The following is an 18,064-nucleotide window of genomic DNA, read 5'->3' as shown; positions in this document are numbered from 1 at the left end:
GAAAAGAAAAAAGCCGCGTCGATCGACGCGGCTTTTTAGCTTCGAAACCAGCGGACTCGCCGCTTTACATCGCCTTCCTGAACGGCGCCCCCGAGTGCTCGCGCAACTCGTTGAACACGATCTTCGGCCACGCCTTCTGCGCGACCTCGATCTCCGACACGTGCGAAGCCAGGTAGGTCGGCGCATCGGACGCATCGAGCGCGATGCGCGCCGAGTACGAGTCGGTGAAGCGGCGCAGCTCGGCCGGATCGTCGCAGGTCACCCAGCGCGACAGCCGGTAGCGCGCCGGCGCCATCCGCACGTCGACCTTGTATTCCGTCGACAGCCGGTGCGACACCACTTCGAACTGCAGTTGCCCGACCGCGCCGAGAATCATCAGACCGCCCGCTTCGGGACGGAACACCTGGATCGCGCCTTCCTCGCCGAGCTGCTTCAGCGCTTCGCCGAGCTGCTTCGCGCGCATCGGATCGACCACTTCGACGGTCTGGAAAATTTCCGGCGCGAAGAACGGCAGGCCGACGAACTGCAGCTGCTCGCCTTCGGTCAGCGTATCGCCGAGACTGAGCGTACCGTGATTCGGAATACCGATGATGTCGCCCGGATACGCCTCGCTCACCGTCTCGCGACGCTGCGACAGGAACGTGACCACGTTGTTCGCGCGGAACGTCTTGTTCGAGCGCGTGACCTTCACCGCCATGCCGCGCTCGAAACGTCCCGAACACACGCGGATGAACGCGACGCGGTCGCGGTGCGCGAGGTCCATGTTCGCCTGCACCTTGAACACGACGCCGGTGAACTTCGACTCTTCCGGTTGCACCGGACGCTGCACGGTCATACGCATCGACGGCGGCGGCGCGAGGTCGACCAGCGCGTCGAGAATTTCCTTCACGCCGAAGTTGTTGATCGCCGAGCCGAACAGCACCGGCGACTGCTGCCCGGCCAAAAACTGCTCACGGTCGAATTCGGGCGTCGCGCCGCTGATCAGATCGATCTCTTCCTTCGCACGCACCCACGCGTGGCCGAAACGGCGCTCGCCTTCCTCGTCGCTCAGTGCCTGCAGCGTTTCGACCGCGCCGCCGGCCGTATCCTGGCCGGCGCGGAACACCCGCACCTGATCGCGCTGGACGTCGTAGACGCCCTGAAAATCCTTGCCCATGCCGATCGGCCACGTGAACGGCACTGCCGCCACGCCGAGGTGCTGCTCGATTTCATCGAGCAGTTCGAGCGGCTCGCGCACTTCGCGGTCGAGCTTGTTGATGAACGTGACGATCGGCGTCTTGCGGCTGCGGCAGACTTCGAGCAGCTTCAGCGTCTGCGCTTCGACGCCGTTCGCGCCGTCGATCACCATCACGGCGGCGTCGACCGCGGTCAGCACGCGGTAGGTATCTTCGGAAAAGTCCTCGTGGCCCGGCGTGTCGAGCAGGTTGATCACGCAATCGCCGTACTCGAACTGCATCACCGAGCTCGCGACCGAAATGCCGCGTTGCTTTTCGATCTCCATCCAGTCGGACGTCGCGTAGCGGTTGCTCTTGCGGCCCTTCACCGTACCGGCGATCTGGATCGCGCCCGAAAACAGCAGCAGCTTTTCGGTGAGCGTGGTTTTACCCGCGTCCGGGTGGGAAATGACCGCGAACGTGCGGCGGCGTTTGAGTTCGGAGACTGACATCGGGTCTGGCGGTCACGGAAAGGGGTTCGGGCGGTTCCCGGCGGCTTTGGGCGGCCGGTATGCCGCGCGTGGCGCGGCGGCGTCGAGCTGCGGGAGTCGGGCGCGGGCCGGAATCGGCCGGCACTGGTTCGACAATGCGGGAATCGCTGGTGCAAAAACGGCGCAAGGTGCGAATGATACACGTCTGGCGCGACGGCCGGGGGAAAGGGCCGCGGCACCGGACGGGGCGACCGCGCAAGCGTCCCGCGCCGCGCATGCCCGCGCGCAAAGGTGAGTGTTTTCGGGACTTGTGGCAGTGGATATGATTCGCGGCCAAAGGTGAGGATCGCGAAGCGCATGCACGCACCTGTCGCGGCGCACGCACCACAACCGCGATGGGCGGGAAAACCGCGGCAAAGCGTCGCAACGCTACGAACAGGCTCCGGCTCGACGCCTGGAAACGCCCGCCGGCAAAGGCTGGCGCGGGTTTGCGGCGAGCTGTGAGGAGCGGCGCGACACGATGATGATTCGCACCCGCGGCGGTGCGTCGCGCGACAAAGCCTGGCTCACCGAAGCATCCCGCGAGCTTCGAACGCATCGGTGAATCTCGCTGGACACGTTCAGGCGTCACGCAAAGGTGAGCGTTTTCGGGACCTTCGCAACGGTGCGGAACGAGTCAAACGACGCATCACTTCAGAGAACACGGACGCATCGGCATCCACGGCGAAATTCAACCTTCGATCAGAAACCGCTCGCGATTTTTCCCGACGAGCCAGGCCGGCGAGCGTCCACGGCCGCTCCAGGTTTCGCCGGTCTTCGGATTGCGGTACTTGGCGACTGCCGTCGCCGACGACTTGCGGCGCGGCTTCGACGCGGCGCTCGTGAAGCCGAGTTCTTCGGCGGTCAGATCGTATTCGGCAATCTTCTGCTTGATATCGGCGATAGCTTGCGCGACTTCCTTGTCGCGCGCGGCTGCGACTTCCTTGTGAAGTTTTTCGAGTTGCGCAGTCAACTGTTTGTAAGAGGCCATGCCGGTGTTCCCCCCTCGGTTGGACGCACTGCGATGAATCGCGATGAATGGTTAGCGGACACTATCAGACGAATAAATCACAGGATAGTGAATCACGCGGCCGAGCGCAGGCGCGAAGGCCGCGCTCAATCGTCGATCGCATCGTAGACGCGGCGTTCGAAGTCGATGGCCATCGGGAACGGGTCGATCGAGCGGCGCTGGATCAGCATGAGGCCGATCATGTTCTCGACCGGATCGGCGAACCAGCTCGTGCCGTACGCGCCGGGCCAACCGAACGAGCCGAGCGAGCGATAGCCTAACGGCAATTGCTGCGCCGGATCATCGACGATCGACAGGCCGAGGCCGAAGCCCTGCCCCGCCCAGATCACGTGACCGAACGCAGGCAGGCGGCGCTGGTCGCGGCTCAGGAAATTGCTGCGCATCAGGTCGACCGAGCGATGCGACAGCAGCCGCGTGCCGCCGACGCGACCGCGCCCGAGCAGCAGTTGCGCGAATTGCAGATAGTCCTCGGCGGTCGAGACCAGCCCGCCGCCGCCGCTCTGAAAGCGCCGCGGATTGGCCCAGCGGCTCGCCGCCGCATGATCCTCGACCACGCGACGCCGCGTTCCCGGATCGATGTTGTACGCGGTGGCGAGGCGAGCAAGCTGCGCGTCGGGCACCCAGAACGCGGTGTCGCGCATGCCGAGCGGCTCGAAAATGCGCGTGCGGAAAAACTCGCCGAGCGGCATGCCGCTCACGCGTTCGATCAGCACGCCGAGCACGTCGGTCGCCACGCCGTAGTGCCAGCGCGAGCCGGGCTGGAACATCAGCGGCAGTGCGGCGATGCGCGCGAGGCACGCGCTGTTGTTGCCGCTGGCCTCGAAGCCGTTGAAAGCCGCTGAGTAGGCTTCGGCGAGCGGACCGGTTGCCGTGAAGTGATACGCGAAGCCCGCGCGATGCGTGAGCAGGTCGAGCACCGTAATCGGCGCGCGAATCGGATCGGTCTGGTCGAGCGGGCCGCTCGGATCACGCAGCACGCGCGGCGCCGCAAGCTCGGGCAGCCACCGCGAAACGGGCGCATCGAGCGCGAGGCGGTCTTCCTCGATCAGCATCATGATCGCGGCACTCGTCACCGGCTTCGTCATCGAAGCGATGCGAAAGAGCGTGTCGCGCTCCATCGGCAATTGCGCGGCTTCGTCGCGTAGGCCTATCGGTTCGAAGTAGCCGAGTTCGCCGCGCCGCCATACGAGCGCCACCACCCCCGCCACTTCGCCGCGCTCCACGTAGCCCTGCATCGTGGTCGTCACCCTCGCGAGCCGGGTCGCGGCAAGCCCTGCTATCTGCATGTTCGTCCTGTGTCGGTAAAAGAAAGCGTGCGCGCGCCCATGTCACTTTGGCGATCAACCGATAGATATAACCGGTCCGGTGAAAGCGCACACGACGGCTTTCCTGATTGCCGATTCCGATTGGCGGACTTAGTGACGACACTCAGGCTTTCTGCCGTTTTTCCAATGCGCAAAGCGCGGCATCGAGGCGTTTGACACGGGTTGCCTGCGCCGGCACGATAACCGCGCCGGAAACGTGCTGGAGGCGGTTTCGCCAGTAAGACAACGGAATACGGTCTTCTGCGGAAATATGGGAAATTATCTGTTCGAGATGCTCGATATCTTTTTCGAGTTGCTGATGATTCATTGCTTTCCCCGGATTCTATTGAATTAGTGTTGAAGCAAAAAAATCGAAAGCATAAGTCGCGTTGGCCCGCGCGACCCGAACTAATGCCCGCCAGCAGCGGGAAAACCTTCCTCTTCATTTTCTGCGCCGGAAAAAAACGGCAGTTTCTTCTCGCCGGGGTTAAATTCCCAACGGTTTAAAAAGAATACTGCTGTCAAATTTCACGTTCCGTTGCCTGCCGCACTGAACTTCGATGGACACCCCGAAGGTAAAGATAAGTCGTTGTCGGGGCGCAAAGGATAATCGGTGTACGGCGACTCAACGTTGTAAAAAAGCCGCGTGCGGCGTACTTAACTCAATTCGCATGCTAATCGCGGATCGGACCCACATTAGGCATGAATTTATGACAGCCATGTGGTAACCGCAAGCGTATCGGGACTTGGCAGGGAATCACCTGGAACAGGTGAAAAGACCAATGCCGCCTGCGAATGAAACTGCCGCGCGCGCCGGCGTTGCACCGGCGCGGCTAAAGGTGCTTACTTCGCGGTCGCGCGGCACGCGTAGATCAGGCTCAGCGTGCCGCCCTGGCTCGACTGCCGCACGACGTCGAACGCGCCATTGCAACTGGCGGCCGCCTGTTGCGAGCACGAGTCGGAACCGACCGGGCATTGCACGAGCGTGGTTAAGCGGCCGTCCGGCAGGAACAGCGGCGCGCTGCTGCTACACCCGCCAAGCGCGACGATCGCGCCGACGGCCAGCATGATGCTCGAGCGGCGCGCGAAGAAGGAAAGGCGTTTCATGGAGACCCCGGTCACGTCTTGTTTTTCGATCCCGCGATTGTGCCACGCTGCCCTCGTGCTGCGTCAGTTCGCGCCGCGCGGCCGGCGGGCGCGGCGCGTCAAACGTCGATGCCGTGCGCGGCGATCTTCTTGTACAGCGTCGCGCGGCCCATGCCGATCTGTTTGGCAGTGTCGATCACGCGGCCGCCATTCGCGCGCAACGCGTCGCACAGAAAGCGCTTTTCGAAGGCGGCCATCGCGTCGCTCCACGAAGTGGGTTCCGCGGCGGCCGCAACGTCCACGCTGTCAGCCGCGACAGACGGGGTCCGCGTCGACGCCGTCGCGCCACCCTGCCCCGAGCCGATGAACGGCGCAAGCACGCGCGCATCGATGCGTTCGCTGTCGGACAGCATCACGGCGCGCTCCATCGTGTTGCGCAGCTCGCGCACGTTGCCGGGCCAGTCGTACGCGCACAGCAGACGCAACGCGTCGTCGTGTAATTCGAAGTGGCTGCCGCCGCCCGCCTGCGCGGCCAGATCCTCGAGCATCGCGTAGGCGAGCGCCTCGATGTCGGATGGACGCTCACGCAGCGCGGGCGCGAGGATCGTCAGCACGTTGAGCCGGTAGTACAGATCCGCGCGAAAACGTCCGGCCGCGACGAGCGCGGGTAGATCGGCCGAGGTCGCCGCGATGATCCGCACATCCGCGCGCACGACGCGGTTCGAGCCGAGCGGCTCGAACTCCTTGTCCTGCAGCACGCGCAGCAGCTTGCCCTGCAATGGCAGCGGCATATCGCCGATCTCGTCGAGAAACAGCGTGCCGCCGTTGGCGAGTTCGAACTTGCCGACCCGCCCCTTGCGATCCGCACCGGTGTACGCGCCGGGCGCGGCGCCGAAGAATTCGACTTCGAGCAGCGTGTCGGGAATCGCCGCGACGTTGACGCTGACGAGCGGTTTATGCGCGCGCGCCGAGCCGCCGTGAATCGCATGCGCGAGCAGTTCCTTGCCGGTGCCGGTTTCGCCGAGCAGCAGCACCGGCGCTTCGAGTTGCGCCGCGCGCCGCGCCTGGCGTTTCACTTCGAGCGACGCCGCGCTCGTGCCGACGAAGCTGCCGAATGTATAGCGCGCGCGGCGCGCCTGCGCGAGCGACTGGCGCGTCGCGATCAGTTCCTGCTGCAGCCGCGAGTACTGCGAAAACAGCGGCGACAGCGCTTTCAGCTCGTCGAACAGCGCGAAGCCGACCGCGCCGATCGTCGCGCCGGCATCGTCCTTCAGCGGCAGACGCGTGACGACGAGCGGCTCGCGATCGGTCTCCATGATGTCGAGCAGGATCGGCTTGCCAGTGTTGACGACTTCGCGCATCAGACTGTTCGGGATCACCGCTTCGCAATCGCGGCCGATCGCCTGTTGCGGGTCCGAAAAGCCGAAGCGCGCCGCATACCGTTTATTGATCCAGACAACGCGCGCCTGCCCGTCTACGATGAAGGTGCCTTCACTGAAGTTTTCGAACGTGCGAAACAGCGATTCCATCGCCCGACGCAGCACGTCGTCGTAGGTGGCGGGCAGGCCCGTCCAGTCGGTCATCATGCTGTCGTTGTCTCCGCTTATCGTTTTGTTTGCAATCAATCTCAATTGCTAGACAAATTTATCTCCAAACAGAGACAGGCGACAGGCCTTATGCATCGTGACTTACCCTGGTTTCAAGTGATCTTAGCCGGATTGAAGTCCCGTTTCGGAGACACCCGGGTACAATCCGCCAACGATGCCTCGGGCCACCGCTGCCCGCCCGCGCCAGGCGCCGCAGCGCTTCAGCGGACAAACGCCGGGCATGGCATGGAATCTGCATCTCGACCGCGCCGCGCCGTCGCTTGATCAGGACGGCAAAAAAGGTAGAACAACCAGGCTATGGAGACTCAATGACCTTTCTCATCGTTATCGCCGCGCTGGCGTTTCTGATGTTGGCCGCGTATCGCGGCTACAGCGTAATCCTATTCGCGCCGATCGCGGCGCTCGCCGCCGTCCTGCTCACCGAGCCCGCCGCCGTCGCGCCGGTCTTCACGAGTATTTTCATGGACAAGATGGTCGGCTTCGTGAAGCTGTACTTCCCCGTGTTCCTACTCGGCGCCGTGTTCGGCAAGGTGATCGAGCTGTCGGGCTTCTCCGAGTCGATCGTCGCGGCCGCGATCCGCTATATCGGTCGCTCGCGCGCGAACGCGGTGATCGTCGCGGTGTGCGCGTTGCTCACCTATGGCGGGGTGTCGCTGTTCGTCGTCGTGTTCGCGGTCTACCCGTTCGCGGCCGAGCTGTATCGCCAGAGCAACATTCCGAAGCGGCTGATGCCCGGCGCGATCGCGCTCGGCGCGTTCTCGTTCACGATGGACTCGCTGCCCGGCACGCCGCAGATCCAGAACATCATCCCGACGACGTTCTTCAAGACCACCTCGTGGGCCGCGCCGACGCTCGGCGTGCTCGGCTCGCTGTTCATCATCGTGGTCGGTCTGACGTATCTGGAATGGCGCCGCCGCGGCGCGATGGCGACCGGCGAGGGTTACGGCACCGAACTCGTCAACGAGCCGGAGCGCGTCGAATCGAAAGAACTGCCGCATCCGCTGCTGGCGATCGCGCCGCTCATCGTGGTCGGCGTCGCGAACTTCTTGCTGACGCGCTGGATTCCGACCTGGTACGGCCCGTCCTTCACGGTCACGCCGGAGATCCTGCCGGGCCTGCATGCACCGGTCGAAACGAACGTCAAGGCTCTGGTGGGGATTTGGGCCGTGCTGGGCGCGCTGCTGCTCGGCATCATCATGGTCATCGTGACGGCGTTCGGCCGCGTCAGCCACCGCTTTGCGGTCGGCACCAAGGCAGCGGTGGGGGGAGCGCTGCTGGCGTCGCTCAATACCGCGTCGGAATATGGCTTCGGCGGTGTGATCGCGGCGCTGCCGGGCTTTCTCGTCGTCAGCAATGCGCTGAAAAGCATTCCGAATCCGCTCGTCAATGCAGCGGTGTCGGTCAGCACGCTGGCGGGTATCACGGGTTCGGCATCGGGGGGTATGAGCATTGCGCTCGCCGCGATGTCCGATACGTTCATCAAGGGCGCGCAGGCCGCGAATATTCCGCTCGAAGTACTGCATCGGGTGGTCGCGATGGCGAGCGGCGGCATGGATACGCTGCCGCACAACGGCGCGGTGATTACGCTGCTCGCGGTGACGGGTCTCACGCACCGGCAGTCGTATCGCGACATCTTCGCGGTCACGGTGATCAAGACGCTCGCGGTGTTCTTCGTGATCCTGGTGTATTACACGACCGGCCTCGTGTGAACGTCGAACCGGAAAGCAGCACTTTGATCTGATAGATCCGCATTAGTCCCACCTCGACAGACCGCCGACGAAGCACGAGGATGGAGGCGTCAGCGCCCAATGTTGCAAGGGCAGGCTGACCCGAGTAACAACGGCGTTTAACGGCCCGTCCTATCCGGACGGGCTATTTTTTTCAGTGCCCGATTAGTGCGCGAAAGGTGAGGAAATCCGGGCGCGACGCCAACCACAGCGAGAGTGCCGCCGGACGCCGCCTAGCCCGCGCCCGCGTCACCCGCATGACAAAACCCGAACGCAAGCCGCGCCGCCGAGGGGCATGAAAAATGCAGCCGTCGCAACGAGGAGTCGCGTTAAACTGGTTGCTCGCTCCGCAACCGCGAATGCGCTAAACCCGGGCGAGATAGAGACAGAGGCAGACGCAACACGGCACGACGACGCGGCAGACGGCACGCCATCCGCCCCGTACAATGGCTCCATCACCAACGCAACAAGGACAACTTCGATGCGCATTACCGGGTCCTCCGGGTCAATGGCCCTGCTCACCGAATACGACGACGCAACGGCGCGCGAACTTCGCTCGCTGCGCCTCGAATCGACCGAAGACGGCAAAGGCATCCTGCTGATCGAGGTCGATGAGCGCAAGCCGGGCATACATCGTGAAGTGCGCTACGAAATCACGCCCGCGGAGCTGATCGCCGCGATCCGCGCGCATGGGGCCGAGTTGCCGGGCGAGCAGCACAACCATCGTCAGTGAAGCAGGCGCGCGGCGTATTACCGTCGCGTGACTCGTCAGCCTCCTCGCGCCGGTGGCGTCGCGCTTCGACGCGGCAGCGTGGAATTGTTCGCGTTGGGCGCGCCCGCGTGCGTCGCCGTGCTTCCGCTTGTTGCGCTCGAACGCCAATCCCCGCTTTCCTACGGGTTTTTGCAAGCGCTTTCGCGCGTCTCGTCGAGCCTTCTTACCCGGCCTTCTACCACTTGTCACACGCGGTTGCCACGCTTGTGTAGCGGGGCATGTGGCCTTATATGCAGAGCTGACTGCAGCCACAAGACGGGCCGATTTCCAGGTCGGTTGCACGTCTTGAAAATACGTCCATAATCCTTGCATTCCCCTTTGCGTTCCTTACCGCGCTGCGCCCGCAAGGGCCGCGGATATTAAACCGATGCTACATGACCTCGTCGCGCAATATGGACCGGCGCTCGTCTTCGCGAACGTGCTAGCCGCCGCGCTCGGGCTGCCGGTGCCAGCCATGCCGTCGCTCGTGCTGTTCGGCGCGATGGCCGCGATGCACCCCGGCTCGGTCGGCACGCAATTGCTGCCGGTCCTCGTGCTGTCGATCTTCGCGACGCTGATCGGTGACAGCGCGTGGTACGTCGCGGGCCGCATCTACGGCGGCAATACGCTGAAGACGATCTGCCGGCTGTCGCTGTCGCGTGACACCTGTGTGAAAAAGACCGAGCGTTTCTTCGGCCGCTGGGGCGTGCGCGTGCTCGCGGTCGCGAAGTTCGTGCCGGGACTGTCGATCGTATCGATCCCGATGGCCGGCGCGATGGGCACGCGCTACCGCACCTTCCTCACCTACGACGGCGTCGGCGCCGCGCTGTGGTCCGGCACCGGGCTGATCATCGGCGCGCTGTTCGCGCGGCAGATCGACATGCTGTTCGCGATCGCCGGGCGGCTCGGGCGCACGGCGGCGCTGGTCGTGGTCGCGTTGCTGGTGCTGTACGCGGCGTACCGGTGGATCCGCCGCCGCCAGTTGATCGCGAAGCTCGCGTCCGCGCGCATCGAGGTCGACGAACTCGCGAAGCTGTACAAGGCTAATCAGGCACCGGTCGTGTTCGACATCCGTTCGCAGGAGAAGCGCAAGCTCGATCCGTTCGTGATTCCAGGCGCGCAATTCGCCGACGAACGGCAACTCGACGGCATCGTCGCCAGCTATCCACGCGATCAGAAGCTCGTGATCTACTGCTCCTGCCCGAACGAGATTTCCGCGGCATGGATGGCCAAGCAACTCACCGAAGCCGGTTTTTCCGACGTGCTGCCGCTGCGCGGCGGCATGGAAGCCTGGCGCGACTCGGGCAAGCCGGTCGACTCGCTGCCCGAAATGCCGCCGCCAGAAGTCACCGTCGACGATATCGCGCCCAAAGCCGTCTAGTAGAAATCAGCGGCGGCATCGTCCGCCTGACGCGCGCGGCACGGCTCGTCCCGGCGTGTGAGCGCGCATTGCGTTGCCTCGCGTTCAATCGTGCTATGAACATCGAAGGAGCGGTTCAATGCTTTCGACTCAGGACGTTTCGACTCAAGAAGTGGAAGGACAGCAGGGAGTCGTCGCCGACGCGCCGTTTTCTTCGCTGTCGACGCGTTTGCATCAGATGTTTCCGGAGCTCACTTGCGCCGAGATCGACCGGCTGCGCCGCTTCGGCGAGATCGGTCGCTGGAAGTCCGGCGAGTTGCTGTTCGAGACCGGCCACACCGGCCCCGGCATGTTCGTGCTGCTCGAAGGGCGCGTGAAGGTCTATCAGCGTGACGGCATCGGCCGCGAGCACGTGATCAGCGAGCGCGGCGCCGGGCATTTCCTGGCCGAGGTCGGGCAACTGTCGGGCAAGCCCTCGCTGGTGAACGGCCTCGCGACCAGCGCCGTCGAAGCGCTGCTGATTCCGCCCGACCGGCTGCGCGCGCTGATCGTCGCCGAAGCGGAACTCGGCGAGCGCATTATGCGCGCGCTGATTCTGCGGCGCGTGTCGCTGATCGAAAAGGGCGCGGGCGGCCCGATCCTCGTCGGCAACAGCAATGACCCGCGGCTCGTGATGCTGCAAGGCTTCCTGTCGCGCAACGGCCATCCGCATTCGGTGATCGACGAACGCGACGAAGACGCGCTGCGGCTGATCGAGCAGTTCGCCGCGCAGCGCGAGGACCTGCCGCTCGTGATCTGCCCGGACGGCACGGTGCTGCGTCATCCGAGCATGCCGGAGCTTGCCACTCGCTTAGGTCTGCTGCCCGATCTCGACGACACGTACGTGTACGACGTCGCGATCGTCGGCGCGGGACCGGCCGGACTCGCCGCCGCGGTGTACGCGGCCTCCGAAGGGCTGTCGGTGATCGTGCTCGACAGCCGCGCACCGGGCGGCCAGGCGGGCGCGAGCTCGCGCATCGAAAACTACCTCGGCTTTCCGACCGGCATCTCGGGCCAGGCGCTTGCCGGCCGCGCGTTCGTGCAGGCGCAGAAGTTCGGCGCGCACGTTGCAATTCCGGTCAGCGTGCAGGCGCTGCATTGCGGGCAGTCACCTTATCGGCTCGAAACGAAATGCGGCGGTCACATCAGCGCGCGGGCGATCGTGATCGCGAGCGGCGCCGTGTACCGGCGCCCTGCGCTCGACGGGCTCGAGCGCTTCGACGGACGCGGCGTCTACTACTGGGCGTCGCCGGTCGAGGCGAAGCTGTGCAAGCGCCAGGAGGTCGTGCTGGTGGGCGGCGGCAATTCGGCCGGCCAGGCGATCGTCTATCTGGCGACGCACGCGGCCAAGGTTCACGTGCTGATCCGCCGCAGCGGTTTCGAGGCGACGATGTCGCGCTATCTGATCGACCGCATCCGCTCGCTGCCGAACGTGTACGTGCATCCGAATTCGGAAGTGGGCCGGCTCGAGGGCGATGAGGACGGGCTCGTGTCGGTCGCGCTGAAGCGGCCGCTGCCCGACGGCGTCGATCATTTCGACACGCGGCATCTGTTTCTCTTCACCGGCGCGGACCCGAACACCGAATGGCTGCGCACCTGCGGCGTGCAGCTCGACGCGAAAGGCTTCGTGCTGACCGGCATTAGCGCGGACGGCTCGGCCACCGCGTGCGATCTCGGGACTACGGTCGAAGGGGTCTATGCGATCGGCGATGCGCGCGCCGGGTCGACGAAACGCGTGGCCGCGGCGGTCGGCGAAGGCGCGGCCGTAGTCGCGCAGATTCACCAGTTGCTGGCGCAGATGAGCGGGGAAGAGGTGGCGCTCGGTGCGTGAGTCTCGGTGCGGTCTTTAGCGCATCGTCTTTACCGCATCCGTCTTCAGTGCAACGCGGCCCACGCGAGCGACACCGAGAACACGCCGAGCACGATCGACGCGCCGCGCTGCACCCTCGCCGGTTCGAGCCAACCGAGTCGGCCTCTGCCGAGCGCTGCGCCGAACGCGATCCACGCGAGTGCGATCGGCGCGGCGAGGCACGCGAACATCGCCATCGTGAGCAGATAAGCGGGCAAGTGCATGAACGCGGCGGCCGGAAAGATCGTGCCGCCGAACAACAGCCCTTTCGGATTGAGCAAGGTCGCGACGAACAGCGCGCGCACGTTGCCAGCGCGTTGCGTCGAGCCGGGCAGTGCCACCGCCGCGCGCCACATATCGAACGCAAGCCACGCGATATACACGCTCGCGGCCACGCGCAGCAGCGACGGCAGCCACGGCCACGCCTGCGCCGCGTGCGCGAAGAAGCGTCCCCACGCGGAGATCGACACCAGATAGCCCGCCAGTTCGGCGGCGATCAGCGGCAGCGCGCGGCGCAAACCGGCGCGCAAACCGGCCGCCGCCAGTAGCGTGTTGGTGGGCCCGGGCGTCACCAGTACCACGATGATGCCGGTGGCCAGCAACGCGATCTCGGTCGCAGAGAGCATAAAAAAAGCGCACGGTGAGTTACACAGTGCGCCTTTGTAGCACAGACAGCCCGATGGCTGCGCCGAAGCGGACCCGTCGGTTCAGCGGTCCGCTCAGCGCTCCAGCTTCGCGCGCAGCTCGCGCGCGGCCTCCAGCAGTCCTTCATACCCCGAACGCGCGTGCTCCGGCAGATCGGGATCACCGACCAGCGCGCCGAGCGTTTCGATCAGACTGTACACAATGCCTTTCGCCGCGCCCGACGCAATGCCACCTGACGACATCTGCTGATCGACGTGACTGAGCGCCGCGTCGAGCTGCTCGATCTCCGGACGATCGTCGGAGGGCGGCTTGGGAGGAACGTCTTGCGTCATGATCGAACACCACTCCTTTAAGTGCATCGGTAAAGTTGTTATATACCGATCGTGCGCCGCCGTCTATTCGTGTTCGGCGCGACGGCGATCCACGTTAAGGCGTCCAGCGATACATCAGCAGCTTCGCGCGCGCGTCGTCTTCGACCAGCACCACGTACTCGCCGTTATCGCGCTGCACCGCGCTGATGCCGAGATACACGTCGACCCAGCCGCTCGTGCCGCCGACGCTCGCGCCCGGCGTCATGTAACCGACCGCCGTGCCGTTGCGCGCGTCGTAGACGTCGATGCGATCGGTGTACAGCTCGGCGACGAAGATATAGTTGCCCGCCACCGCGACGCCGACCGTGGTGGTCTGCGGATCGCTTTGCGTGTTCCACGGCAGCGAGACCGTGTAAGTCAGGGTCGGCGTGCCGCTGCTCCAGTTGTCGTAGCGCGCAAGCATCGGGCCCGCTTCCTTCCAGTGCGTCGGGTCCCACGGAATCGCGCTCGTGAAACCGGACAGATACATCGTGTCGGTCGCTGCGACGTAGACGAGCCGCGCGAGCCGCGTGAACGGCGCGGGCATCGCGAACAGCTTCGCACTCGCGTACGTGTAGATCGGATTGCCGGCGGAGTCGAGACCTTGCAGCGGCATCTCGCGCACGCCGCTCAATGGCGTGGCGAGCCACACGTTGCCGGGATCGTCGACCCACCAGAAGCCGTTGCCGACCGTGCTGCCGGTCGACGGATTGCCGTTGATCTCGCTCGCGTCGACGGTGCCATTGCCATTGCTATCGCGCCACAACCATTCGCCGTAAGTTGGTTGCGCGGCGGGCCAACTGCCCGGCAGCGGATTCTGCGCGAGCATCCCCGACGGAATCGCGATCTCACCATGCGCGGCATCGAAGCGATAGACGTTCAGGTAGTGCGCGCCCGGATCGAGCGTATAGAGAAAACGCTGGCCTTTGAATCTGCGCACCATCGGTTCGCCGCGCACGCCGCGCGGCTGGTGAAACGCGGGGTCGTCGGGGTAATCGAAGCGATCGAGCGTGAACGCCGCATATGACCATTCGTGGCCGACCGGCTGCCGGTAATCGAGCGTGAAGCGCTTCGAGCCCGTGTAGATCGAAGCGGGTGTGGCCGGATCGAACGCGCCGCTATCGACGAAGCTCAGGCCGTAGAGCCGCCAGTTGAGCACGCGCGTGCCGTACACGTAACTCTCCAGCACCGCGCCTTGCCCGACCGATGCCGAGCCCAGCGCGCGCGGTCCTTCGCCGTTTTGCGCGACGTACAGATTGCCGGCCGCATCGACGCCGATGCCGGTGATGCCGTTGAAACGCGTGTCACCGGGCACGCCGCGCACCGGATGGAAGATGCCATTGCGCGTGCCGATCGACGTGCCGCCGTGCATCTGGCCGCCCCCGCCTTTGTTGAACACGAGAATCTGCTGCGAAACGCCGTTGTCGGCGACCAGCAGCTGGCCGGATGGCGTGACCGTGAGGTCGGTCGGCACGGTGCCGGAGGGCAGCGCCAATGGACCGGCGAGCGCGGTGCCGTCGGCGCGGTAGTGCAGGACGCTCAGGCTGCCTGTGCCGAAGCCGCTGATGATCCACAGCGTCGAGTCGGTGTCGATCGCGATGCGCGCGGGCGATGCGACGCTCCACGATCGCAGCGGCTGCATGGATTGCGCGTCGTACACGACGATCCGGTTGCCGTACGTGTCGGCCACATAGACCTCGCTGTCTGTCGCGGCGAGGCCGCGAATGCCCGCGTCGATGCCGGTCTTCACCGTTTGTACCGCGACGAAACTGTTCTTCGTCGCGTTCGCGCTATTGCCGATGCCGCCGGAAAACGGCGCGCCGTCCGCGAGATTCGCGAGCGTGCGTCGCGTGATGCCGTACCAGGTCTGATTCGCCGGCGGATAGTCGGCGCCGACCAGCGCATTGCTTTCGTTGCCGATCGACATCGCCGCGTACAGGTACGTGTGATTCACCGCCACCGCGTCGCCGCCGGCCGCGCCCCAGCCGTGCGTCGAACCGGCGACCGCGAGCTTGTCGCCCGCGCGATAGGCGGCGATTTCGCTGCCGCTTTCGTCCCACGGCGCATTCGTATAAACGGTGCCATTGGCATCGACGCTAATGGCCTGAATATCCTGCTGCATCCATTTGCCGTCGCCAAATCCGAAACTATTACCGATCCATGAAGTCGTGTAATTCAATTGGGATTGGGCGGAGACATTCGGGGAAATCAGCCTATGGATTAGAACCACGGCCAGGCCAAGACGGGGCAAAAGCTTCACGGCCGTCGATCCTTGCTAGGCGCGAAGCACGCACGGTAAGGCAGACCGGCGTGCTTCGCCTGTACGCGCATCGTTGCCGGCAGAGTCACGATGCGCGTACATCAGAGTTGGCGTTTTATCCTCGCACATAAAAATAGCAAACTTATTGATCAAAAATGATAATTGAATGCCGCCACATCCCATTCCATTCCATTTGCATCGATTTACGTTTCCAACAAAATCTTTACTTCACGAATCCGGTAAAAACCGGTTCCCGTAAAAGCTCACCGGCCGGAGATTCAGGCGCTTTTTCTGCTCCTGCAAATCCTCACCTCGAGCGCGATGCGCATCAGGTTCGCGCCGCCCGGCGACGCACGAAGATCCGTCGCGTCAGATCGAAAGCGACCAGATTGCCGGCCAGCACGAGCAGCAGACCAACCACCGCGAGCACTGACCAGCGGTAACTCTCGAACAGCGTGGACGCCGCGAGCGCGACGATCGGAAACAGCACCGTGCAGTAGGCGGCGCGCTCCGGGCCCATGCGGCCGACCAGCATCAGGTACGCCGTAAAGCCGATCACCGAGCCGAACACCGCGAGATACGCGAGCGCGCCAAGATAGCGCGCCGACGGTTCAACCGCGAACGAATAGCCGGCGAACAGACTACCGAGCGTCAGGACAGCCGCGCCGATCAGCATCGCCCAGCTATTCGTCGCGAACGGATGCAGGCCCATCGACTGCATGCGGCTCGACAGCAGGTTGCCGGCCGAGAAGCACAGCGTGCCGAGAAACGCGACGCCGAGTCCGAGCCACGCGGTGTGATCGCCGAGATGCCCGGCCATCTGCTGCATGAACAGACAGACGATGCCGACGAGCCCGAGCAATGCGCCCGCAATCGCACTCGGCTGCAGCGGCCTGCCCATGAACAGCCGTCCGTTGATCGAGTTCAGCAGCGGCGCGGTCGAGAACACCACCGCGACGAGCCCGCTCGGCACGATCTGTTCGGCGTAGTAGAAGCACAGGAAATTCAGGCAGAACAGCGCGAGGCCCTGCGCGGCGAGGTAGCGCCAGGCGCCGAGCGGCGGCCAGATCGGCCGGCGCATGATGCGCAGCAGCGCGAACAGCAGCAGCGCGGCGATCCAGAAACGCCATGCAATCGATACCGGCGGCGGTACCGCGCCGAGTTGCCATTTGATCGCGATCCACGTGGTGCCCCAGATCAGCACGGTGACGGCATAAAGCAAAAGATTCATGGTCGGGCCTCGGACTGCAATGAAAGGCTGCCATAACGCGCAGCATTGACCATAGTTCGACTATGCAACCGCGCCGCCGCCCGCAATTGTCCAAAATTGCGCACTTTTTCGTGGCAATGAGCGGCCAGACTGGCCGCGCCGTATACTGGCCGCTCAACCCTACGCATCACCGGAAAACCTCCGCTCGCCGCCGTGACCACCAGCCCGTCCGCCCCCGTGATAGCCGCCGCCGGCATGCCTTTTGGCCTGCAGTCGGTCTGTCACACGCTCGCCAGTGCGAATGCGCATCTGGACCGCTTCGCGTGGCTCGGCGACGGACTCGCGATCGCGCTATGGACCCGCGACACGAAGGAAGCCGAGACCATCTACGAGCGGCCCGGCCATCACACGCTGTCGTGCTATCTGGACGGCGGCTATCGCACCGAGCGCCAGAAAATGCCGGGCCACTACGGCGCGCCGTCGCGGCTGTGCGCACTGCCCGGAGATCACGAATCGCGCTGGTGGGTGCGCGGCCATATGCACTTCATGCACCTGTACTTCCTGCCCGAGCACTTCACGCGACGCGCGGTACAGGAGCTCGACCGCGAGCCGCGCGAATTGACGCTCGCCGATCGGACCTATTTCGAAGACCCGGGCATTGCGAGTCTGTGCCAGGCGCTCGTCGACGAGGAGTGGGAAAGTCCCGACGGCCTGCTGCGCACCAACGAGACCGCGCACGAAGTGCTGAGCCTGCTGTTGCACGGACAAGGCGTGCGGCGCGCGAACGTGGCGCTGAAGGGCGGGCTGTCGGCCGCGACGCGGCGCCGCCTGCGCGACTATATCGACAGTCGTCTCGCGCAGCCGTTGACGCTCGGTGAGTTGTCCGGTGTCGCGGCGCTGTCGGAGTTTCATCTCGCGCGGATGTTTCGCGAGTCGTTCGGGTTGCCGCCGGCCGCCTGGATCGCGCGGCAACGGCTCGATCGCGCGCGCACGCTGCTGCGCACGACGACGTTGCCGCTTGCGCAGATCGCCTCGCAATGCGGCTATGCGAACGCAAGTCACTTTAGCCACCGGTTTCGCGAGGCTGTCGGGGTGACGCCGAGCGGGTTCCGGCAGGCTATCGGCGTTTGAGTCTCGCGTTCGAGTTTCGCTTTCCGGTTAG

The 18,064-nt window shown here is 64.6% G+C and carries 15 protein-coding genes; 5 read left to right on the top strand and 10 right to left on the bottom strand.

From position 1 onward, the window contains the following. Positions 1-64: 64 nt before the first annotated feature. From G5S42_RS13210 to G5S42_RS13185, 6 genes are all read right to left on the bottom strand, one after another. Positions 65-1,666, bottom strand: a complete 1,602-nt coding sequence (locus G5S42_RS13210) for a peptide chain release factor 3 (RefSeq protein ID WP_176107139.1) — start codon at positions 1,664-1,666, stop codon at positions 65-67. Positions 1,667-2,375: 709 nt separating this feature from the next. Continuing rightward, positions 2,376-2,675 carry an H-NS histone family protein gene (locus tag G5S42_RS13205; RefSeq protein WP_176107138.1) on the bottom strand — a complete coding sequence of 100 codons (300 nt, stop codon included), beginning with the start codon at positions 2,673-2,675 and terminating at the stop codon, positions 2,376-2,378. A gap of 125 nt (positions 2,676-2,800) precedes the next feature. Next, positions 2,801-4,000 carry a serine hydrolase domain-containing protein gene (locus G5S42_RS13200; protein WP_176107137.1) on the bottom strand — a complete coding sequence of 400 codons (1,200 nt, stop codon included), beginning with the start codon at positions 3,998-4,000 and terminating at the stop codon, positions 2,801-2,803. A gap of 142 nt (positions 4,001-4,142) precedes the next feature. Beyond that, positions 4,143-4,346 carry a hypothetical protein gene (locus tag G5S42_RS13195; RefSeq protein ID WP_018438439.1) on the bottom strand — a complete coding sequence of 68 codons (204 nt, stop codon included), beginning with the start codon at positions 4,344-4,346 and terminating at the stop codon, positions 4,143-4,145. Positions 4,347-4,861: 515 nt separating this feature from the next. After that, complete coding sequence (locus G5S42_RS13190; protein ID WP_176107136.1) at positions 4,862-5,125, bottom strand: hypothetical protein; 264 nt, start codon at positions 5,123-5,125, stop codon at positions 4,862-4,864. Positions 5,126-5,223: 98 nt separating this feature from the next. Then, positions 5,224-6,690: a sigma-54 interaction domain-containing protein gene (locus G5S42_RS13185; RefSeq protein ID WP_176107135.1), complete on the bottom strand. Its 1,467-nt coding sequence runs from the start codon at positions 6,688-6,690 to the stop codon at positions 5,224-5,226. A gap of 329 nt (positions 6,691-7,019) precedes the next feature. On the opposite strand from G5S42_RS13185, the gene G5S42_RS13180 reads away from it, so the two are divergent. The 4 genes from G5S42_RS13180 to G5S42_RS13165 all read left to right on the top strand — a co-directional run bounded on the left by G5S42_RS13180 (position 7,020) and on the right by G5S42_RS13165 (position 12,419). Continuing rightward, positions 7,020-8,420 carry a GntP family permease gene (locus G5S42_RS13180; RefSeq protein WP_176107134.1) on the top strand — a complete coding sequence of 467 codons (1,401 nt, stop codon included), beginning with the start codon at positions 7,020-7,022 and terminating at the stop codon, positions 8,418-8,420. Between the two features lie 499 nt (positions 8,421-8,919). Beyond that, entirely contained in the window at positions 8,920-9,171 is a 252-nt protein-coding gene (locus G5S42_RS13175; RefSeq protein ID WP_008921056.1) for a hypothetical protein, read from the top strand. A gap of 406 nt (positions 9,172-9,577) precedes the next feature. Continuing rightward, positions 9,578-10,570, top strand: coding sequence for a DedA family protein/thiosulfate sulfurtransferase GlpE (locus G5S42_RS13170; RefSeq protein ID WP_176107133.1), 993 nt, complete (start codon positions 9,578-9,580; stop codon positions 10,568-10,570). 118 nt (positions 10,571-10,688) lie between these two features. Then, positions 10,689-12,419: an FAD-dependent oxidoreductase gene (locus G5S42_RS13165; RefSeq protein WP_176107132.1), complete on the top strand. Its 1,731-nt coding sequence runs from the start codon at positions 10,689-10,691 to the stop codon at positions 12,417-12,419. A gap of 44 nt (positions 12,420-12,463) precedes the next feature. On the opposite strand, the gene G5S42_RS13160 is transcribed toward G5S42_RS13165, so the two are convergent. From G5S42_RS13160 to G5S42_RS13145, 4 genes are all read right to left on the bottom strand, one after another. Continuing rightward, positions 12,464-13,063, bottom strand: a complete 600-nt coding sequence (locus G5S42_RS13160) for a LysE family translocator (RefSeq protein WP_176107131.1) — start codon at positions 13,061-13,063, stop codon at positions 12,464-12,466. Between the two features lie 93 nt (positions 13,064-13,156). Further along, the gene (locus G5S42_RS13155; protein WP_176107130.1) at positions 13,157-13,414 is read right to left on the bottom strand and encodes a hypothetical protein; all 258 of its coding nucleotides are present in this window, start codon (positions 13,412-13,414) and stop codon (positions 13,157-13,159) included. Between the two features lie 94 nt (positions 13,415-13,508). After that, complete coding sequence (locus G5S42_RS13150; RefSeq protein ID WP_246391982.1) at positions 13,509-15,554, bottom strand: NHL repeat-containing protein; 2,046 nt, start codon at positions 15,552-15,554, stop codon at positions 13,509-13,511. Positions 15,555-16,020: 466 nt separating this feature from the next. Next, a complete protein-coding gene (locus tag G5S42_RS13145; RefSeq protein WP_176107128.1) occupies positions 16,021-16,923 on the bottom strand; it encodes a DMT family transporter in 903 nt (300 codons plus the stop codon). 234 nt (positions 16,924-17,157) lie between these two features. Between G5S42_RS13145 and G5S42_RS13140 the strand changes: the two genes are divergently transcribed. Beyond that, the gene (locus G5S42_RS13140; RefSeq protein WP_176110512.1) at positions 17,158-18,033 is read left to right on the top strand and encodes a helix-turn-helix domain-containing protein; all 876 of its coding nucleotides are present in this window, start codon (positions 17,158-17,160) and stop codon (positions 18,031-18,033) included. Positions 18,034-18,064: the final 31 nt, after the last annotated feature.

The sequence above is a fragment of the Paraburkholderia youngii genome, assembly GCF_013366925.1.
Lineage (GTDB): Bacteria > Pseudomonadota > Gammaproteobacteria > Burkholderiales > Burkholderiaceae > Paraburkholderia > Paraburkholderia youngii.
Note: the sequence above shows the minus strand (reverse complement) of the source record. Positions and strands in the feature narration are given on the sequence as shown.

What these genes read in the sequence shown, in the direction of transcription:
- G5S42_RS13210 (WP_176107139.1), bottom strand. Translation starts at nt 1,666, where the DNA reads ATGTCAGTCTCCGAACTCAAACGCCGCCGCACGTTCGCGGTCATTTCC.
- G5S42_RS13205 (WP_176107138.1), bottom strand. Translation starts at nt 2,675, where the DNA reads ATGGCCTCTTACAAACAGTTGACTGCGCAACTCGAAAAACTTCACAAG.
- G5S42_RS13200 (WP_176107137.1), bottom strand. Translation starts at nt 4,000, where the DNA reads ATGCAGATAGCAGGGCTTGCCGCGACCCGGCTCGCGAGGGTGACGACC.
- G5S42_RS13195 (WP_018438439.1), bottom strand. Translation starts at nt 4,346, where the DNA reads ATGAATCATCAGCAACTCGAAAAAGATATCGAGCATCTCGAACAGATA.
- G5S42_RS13190 (WP_176107136.1), bottom strand. Translation starts at nt 5,125, where the DNA reads ATGAAACGCCTTTCCTTCTTCGCGCGCCGCTCGAGCATCATGCTGGCC.
- G5S42_RS13185 (WP_176107135.1), bottom strand. Translation starts at nt 6,690, where the DNA reads ATGATGACCGACTGGACGGGCCTGCCCGCCACCTACGACGACGTGCTG.
- G5S42_RS13180 (WP_176107134.1), top strand. Translation starts at nt 7,020, where the DNA reads ATGACCTTTCTCATCGTTATCGCCGCGCTGGCGTTTCTGATGTTGGCC.
- G5S42_RS13175 (WP_008921056.1), top strand. Translation starts at nt 8,920, where the DNA reads ATGCGCATTACCGGGTCCTCCGGGTCAATGGCCCTGCTCACCGAATAC.
- G5S42_RS13170 (WP_176107133.1), top strand. Translation starts at nt 9,578, where the DNA reads ATGCTACATGACCTCGTCGCGCAATATGGACCGGCGCTCGTCTTCGCG.
- G5S42_RS13165 (WP_176107132.1), top strand. Translation starts at nt 10,689, where the DNA reads ATGCTTTCGACTCAGGACGTTTCGACTCAAGAAGTGGAAGGACAGCAG.
- G5S42_RS13160 (WP_176107131.1), bottom strand. Translation starts at nt 13,063, where the DNA reads ATGCTCTCTGCGACCGAGATCGCGTTGCTGGCCACCGGCATCATCGTG.
- G5S42_RS13155 (WP_176107130.1), bottom strand. Translation starts at nt 13,414, where the DNA reads ATGACGCAAGACGTTCCTCCCAAGCCGCCCTCCGACGATCGTCCGGAG.
- G5S42_RS13150 (WP_246391982.1), bottom strand. Translation starts at nt 15,554, where the DNA reads ATGCAGCAGGATATTCAGGCCATTAGCGTCGATGCCAATGGCACCGTT.
- G5S42_RS13145 (WP_176107128.1), bottom strand. Translation starts at nt 16,923, where the DNA reads ATGAATCTTTTGCTTTATGCCGTCACCGTGCTGATCTGGGGCACCACG.
- G5S42_RS13140 (WP_176110512.1), top strand. Translation starts at nt 17,158, where the DNA reads ATGCCTTTTGGCCTGCAGTCGGTCTGTCACACGCTCGCCAGTGCGAAT.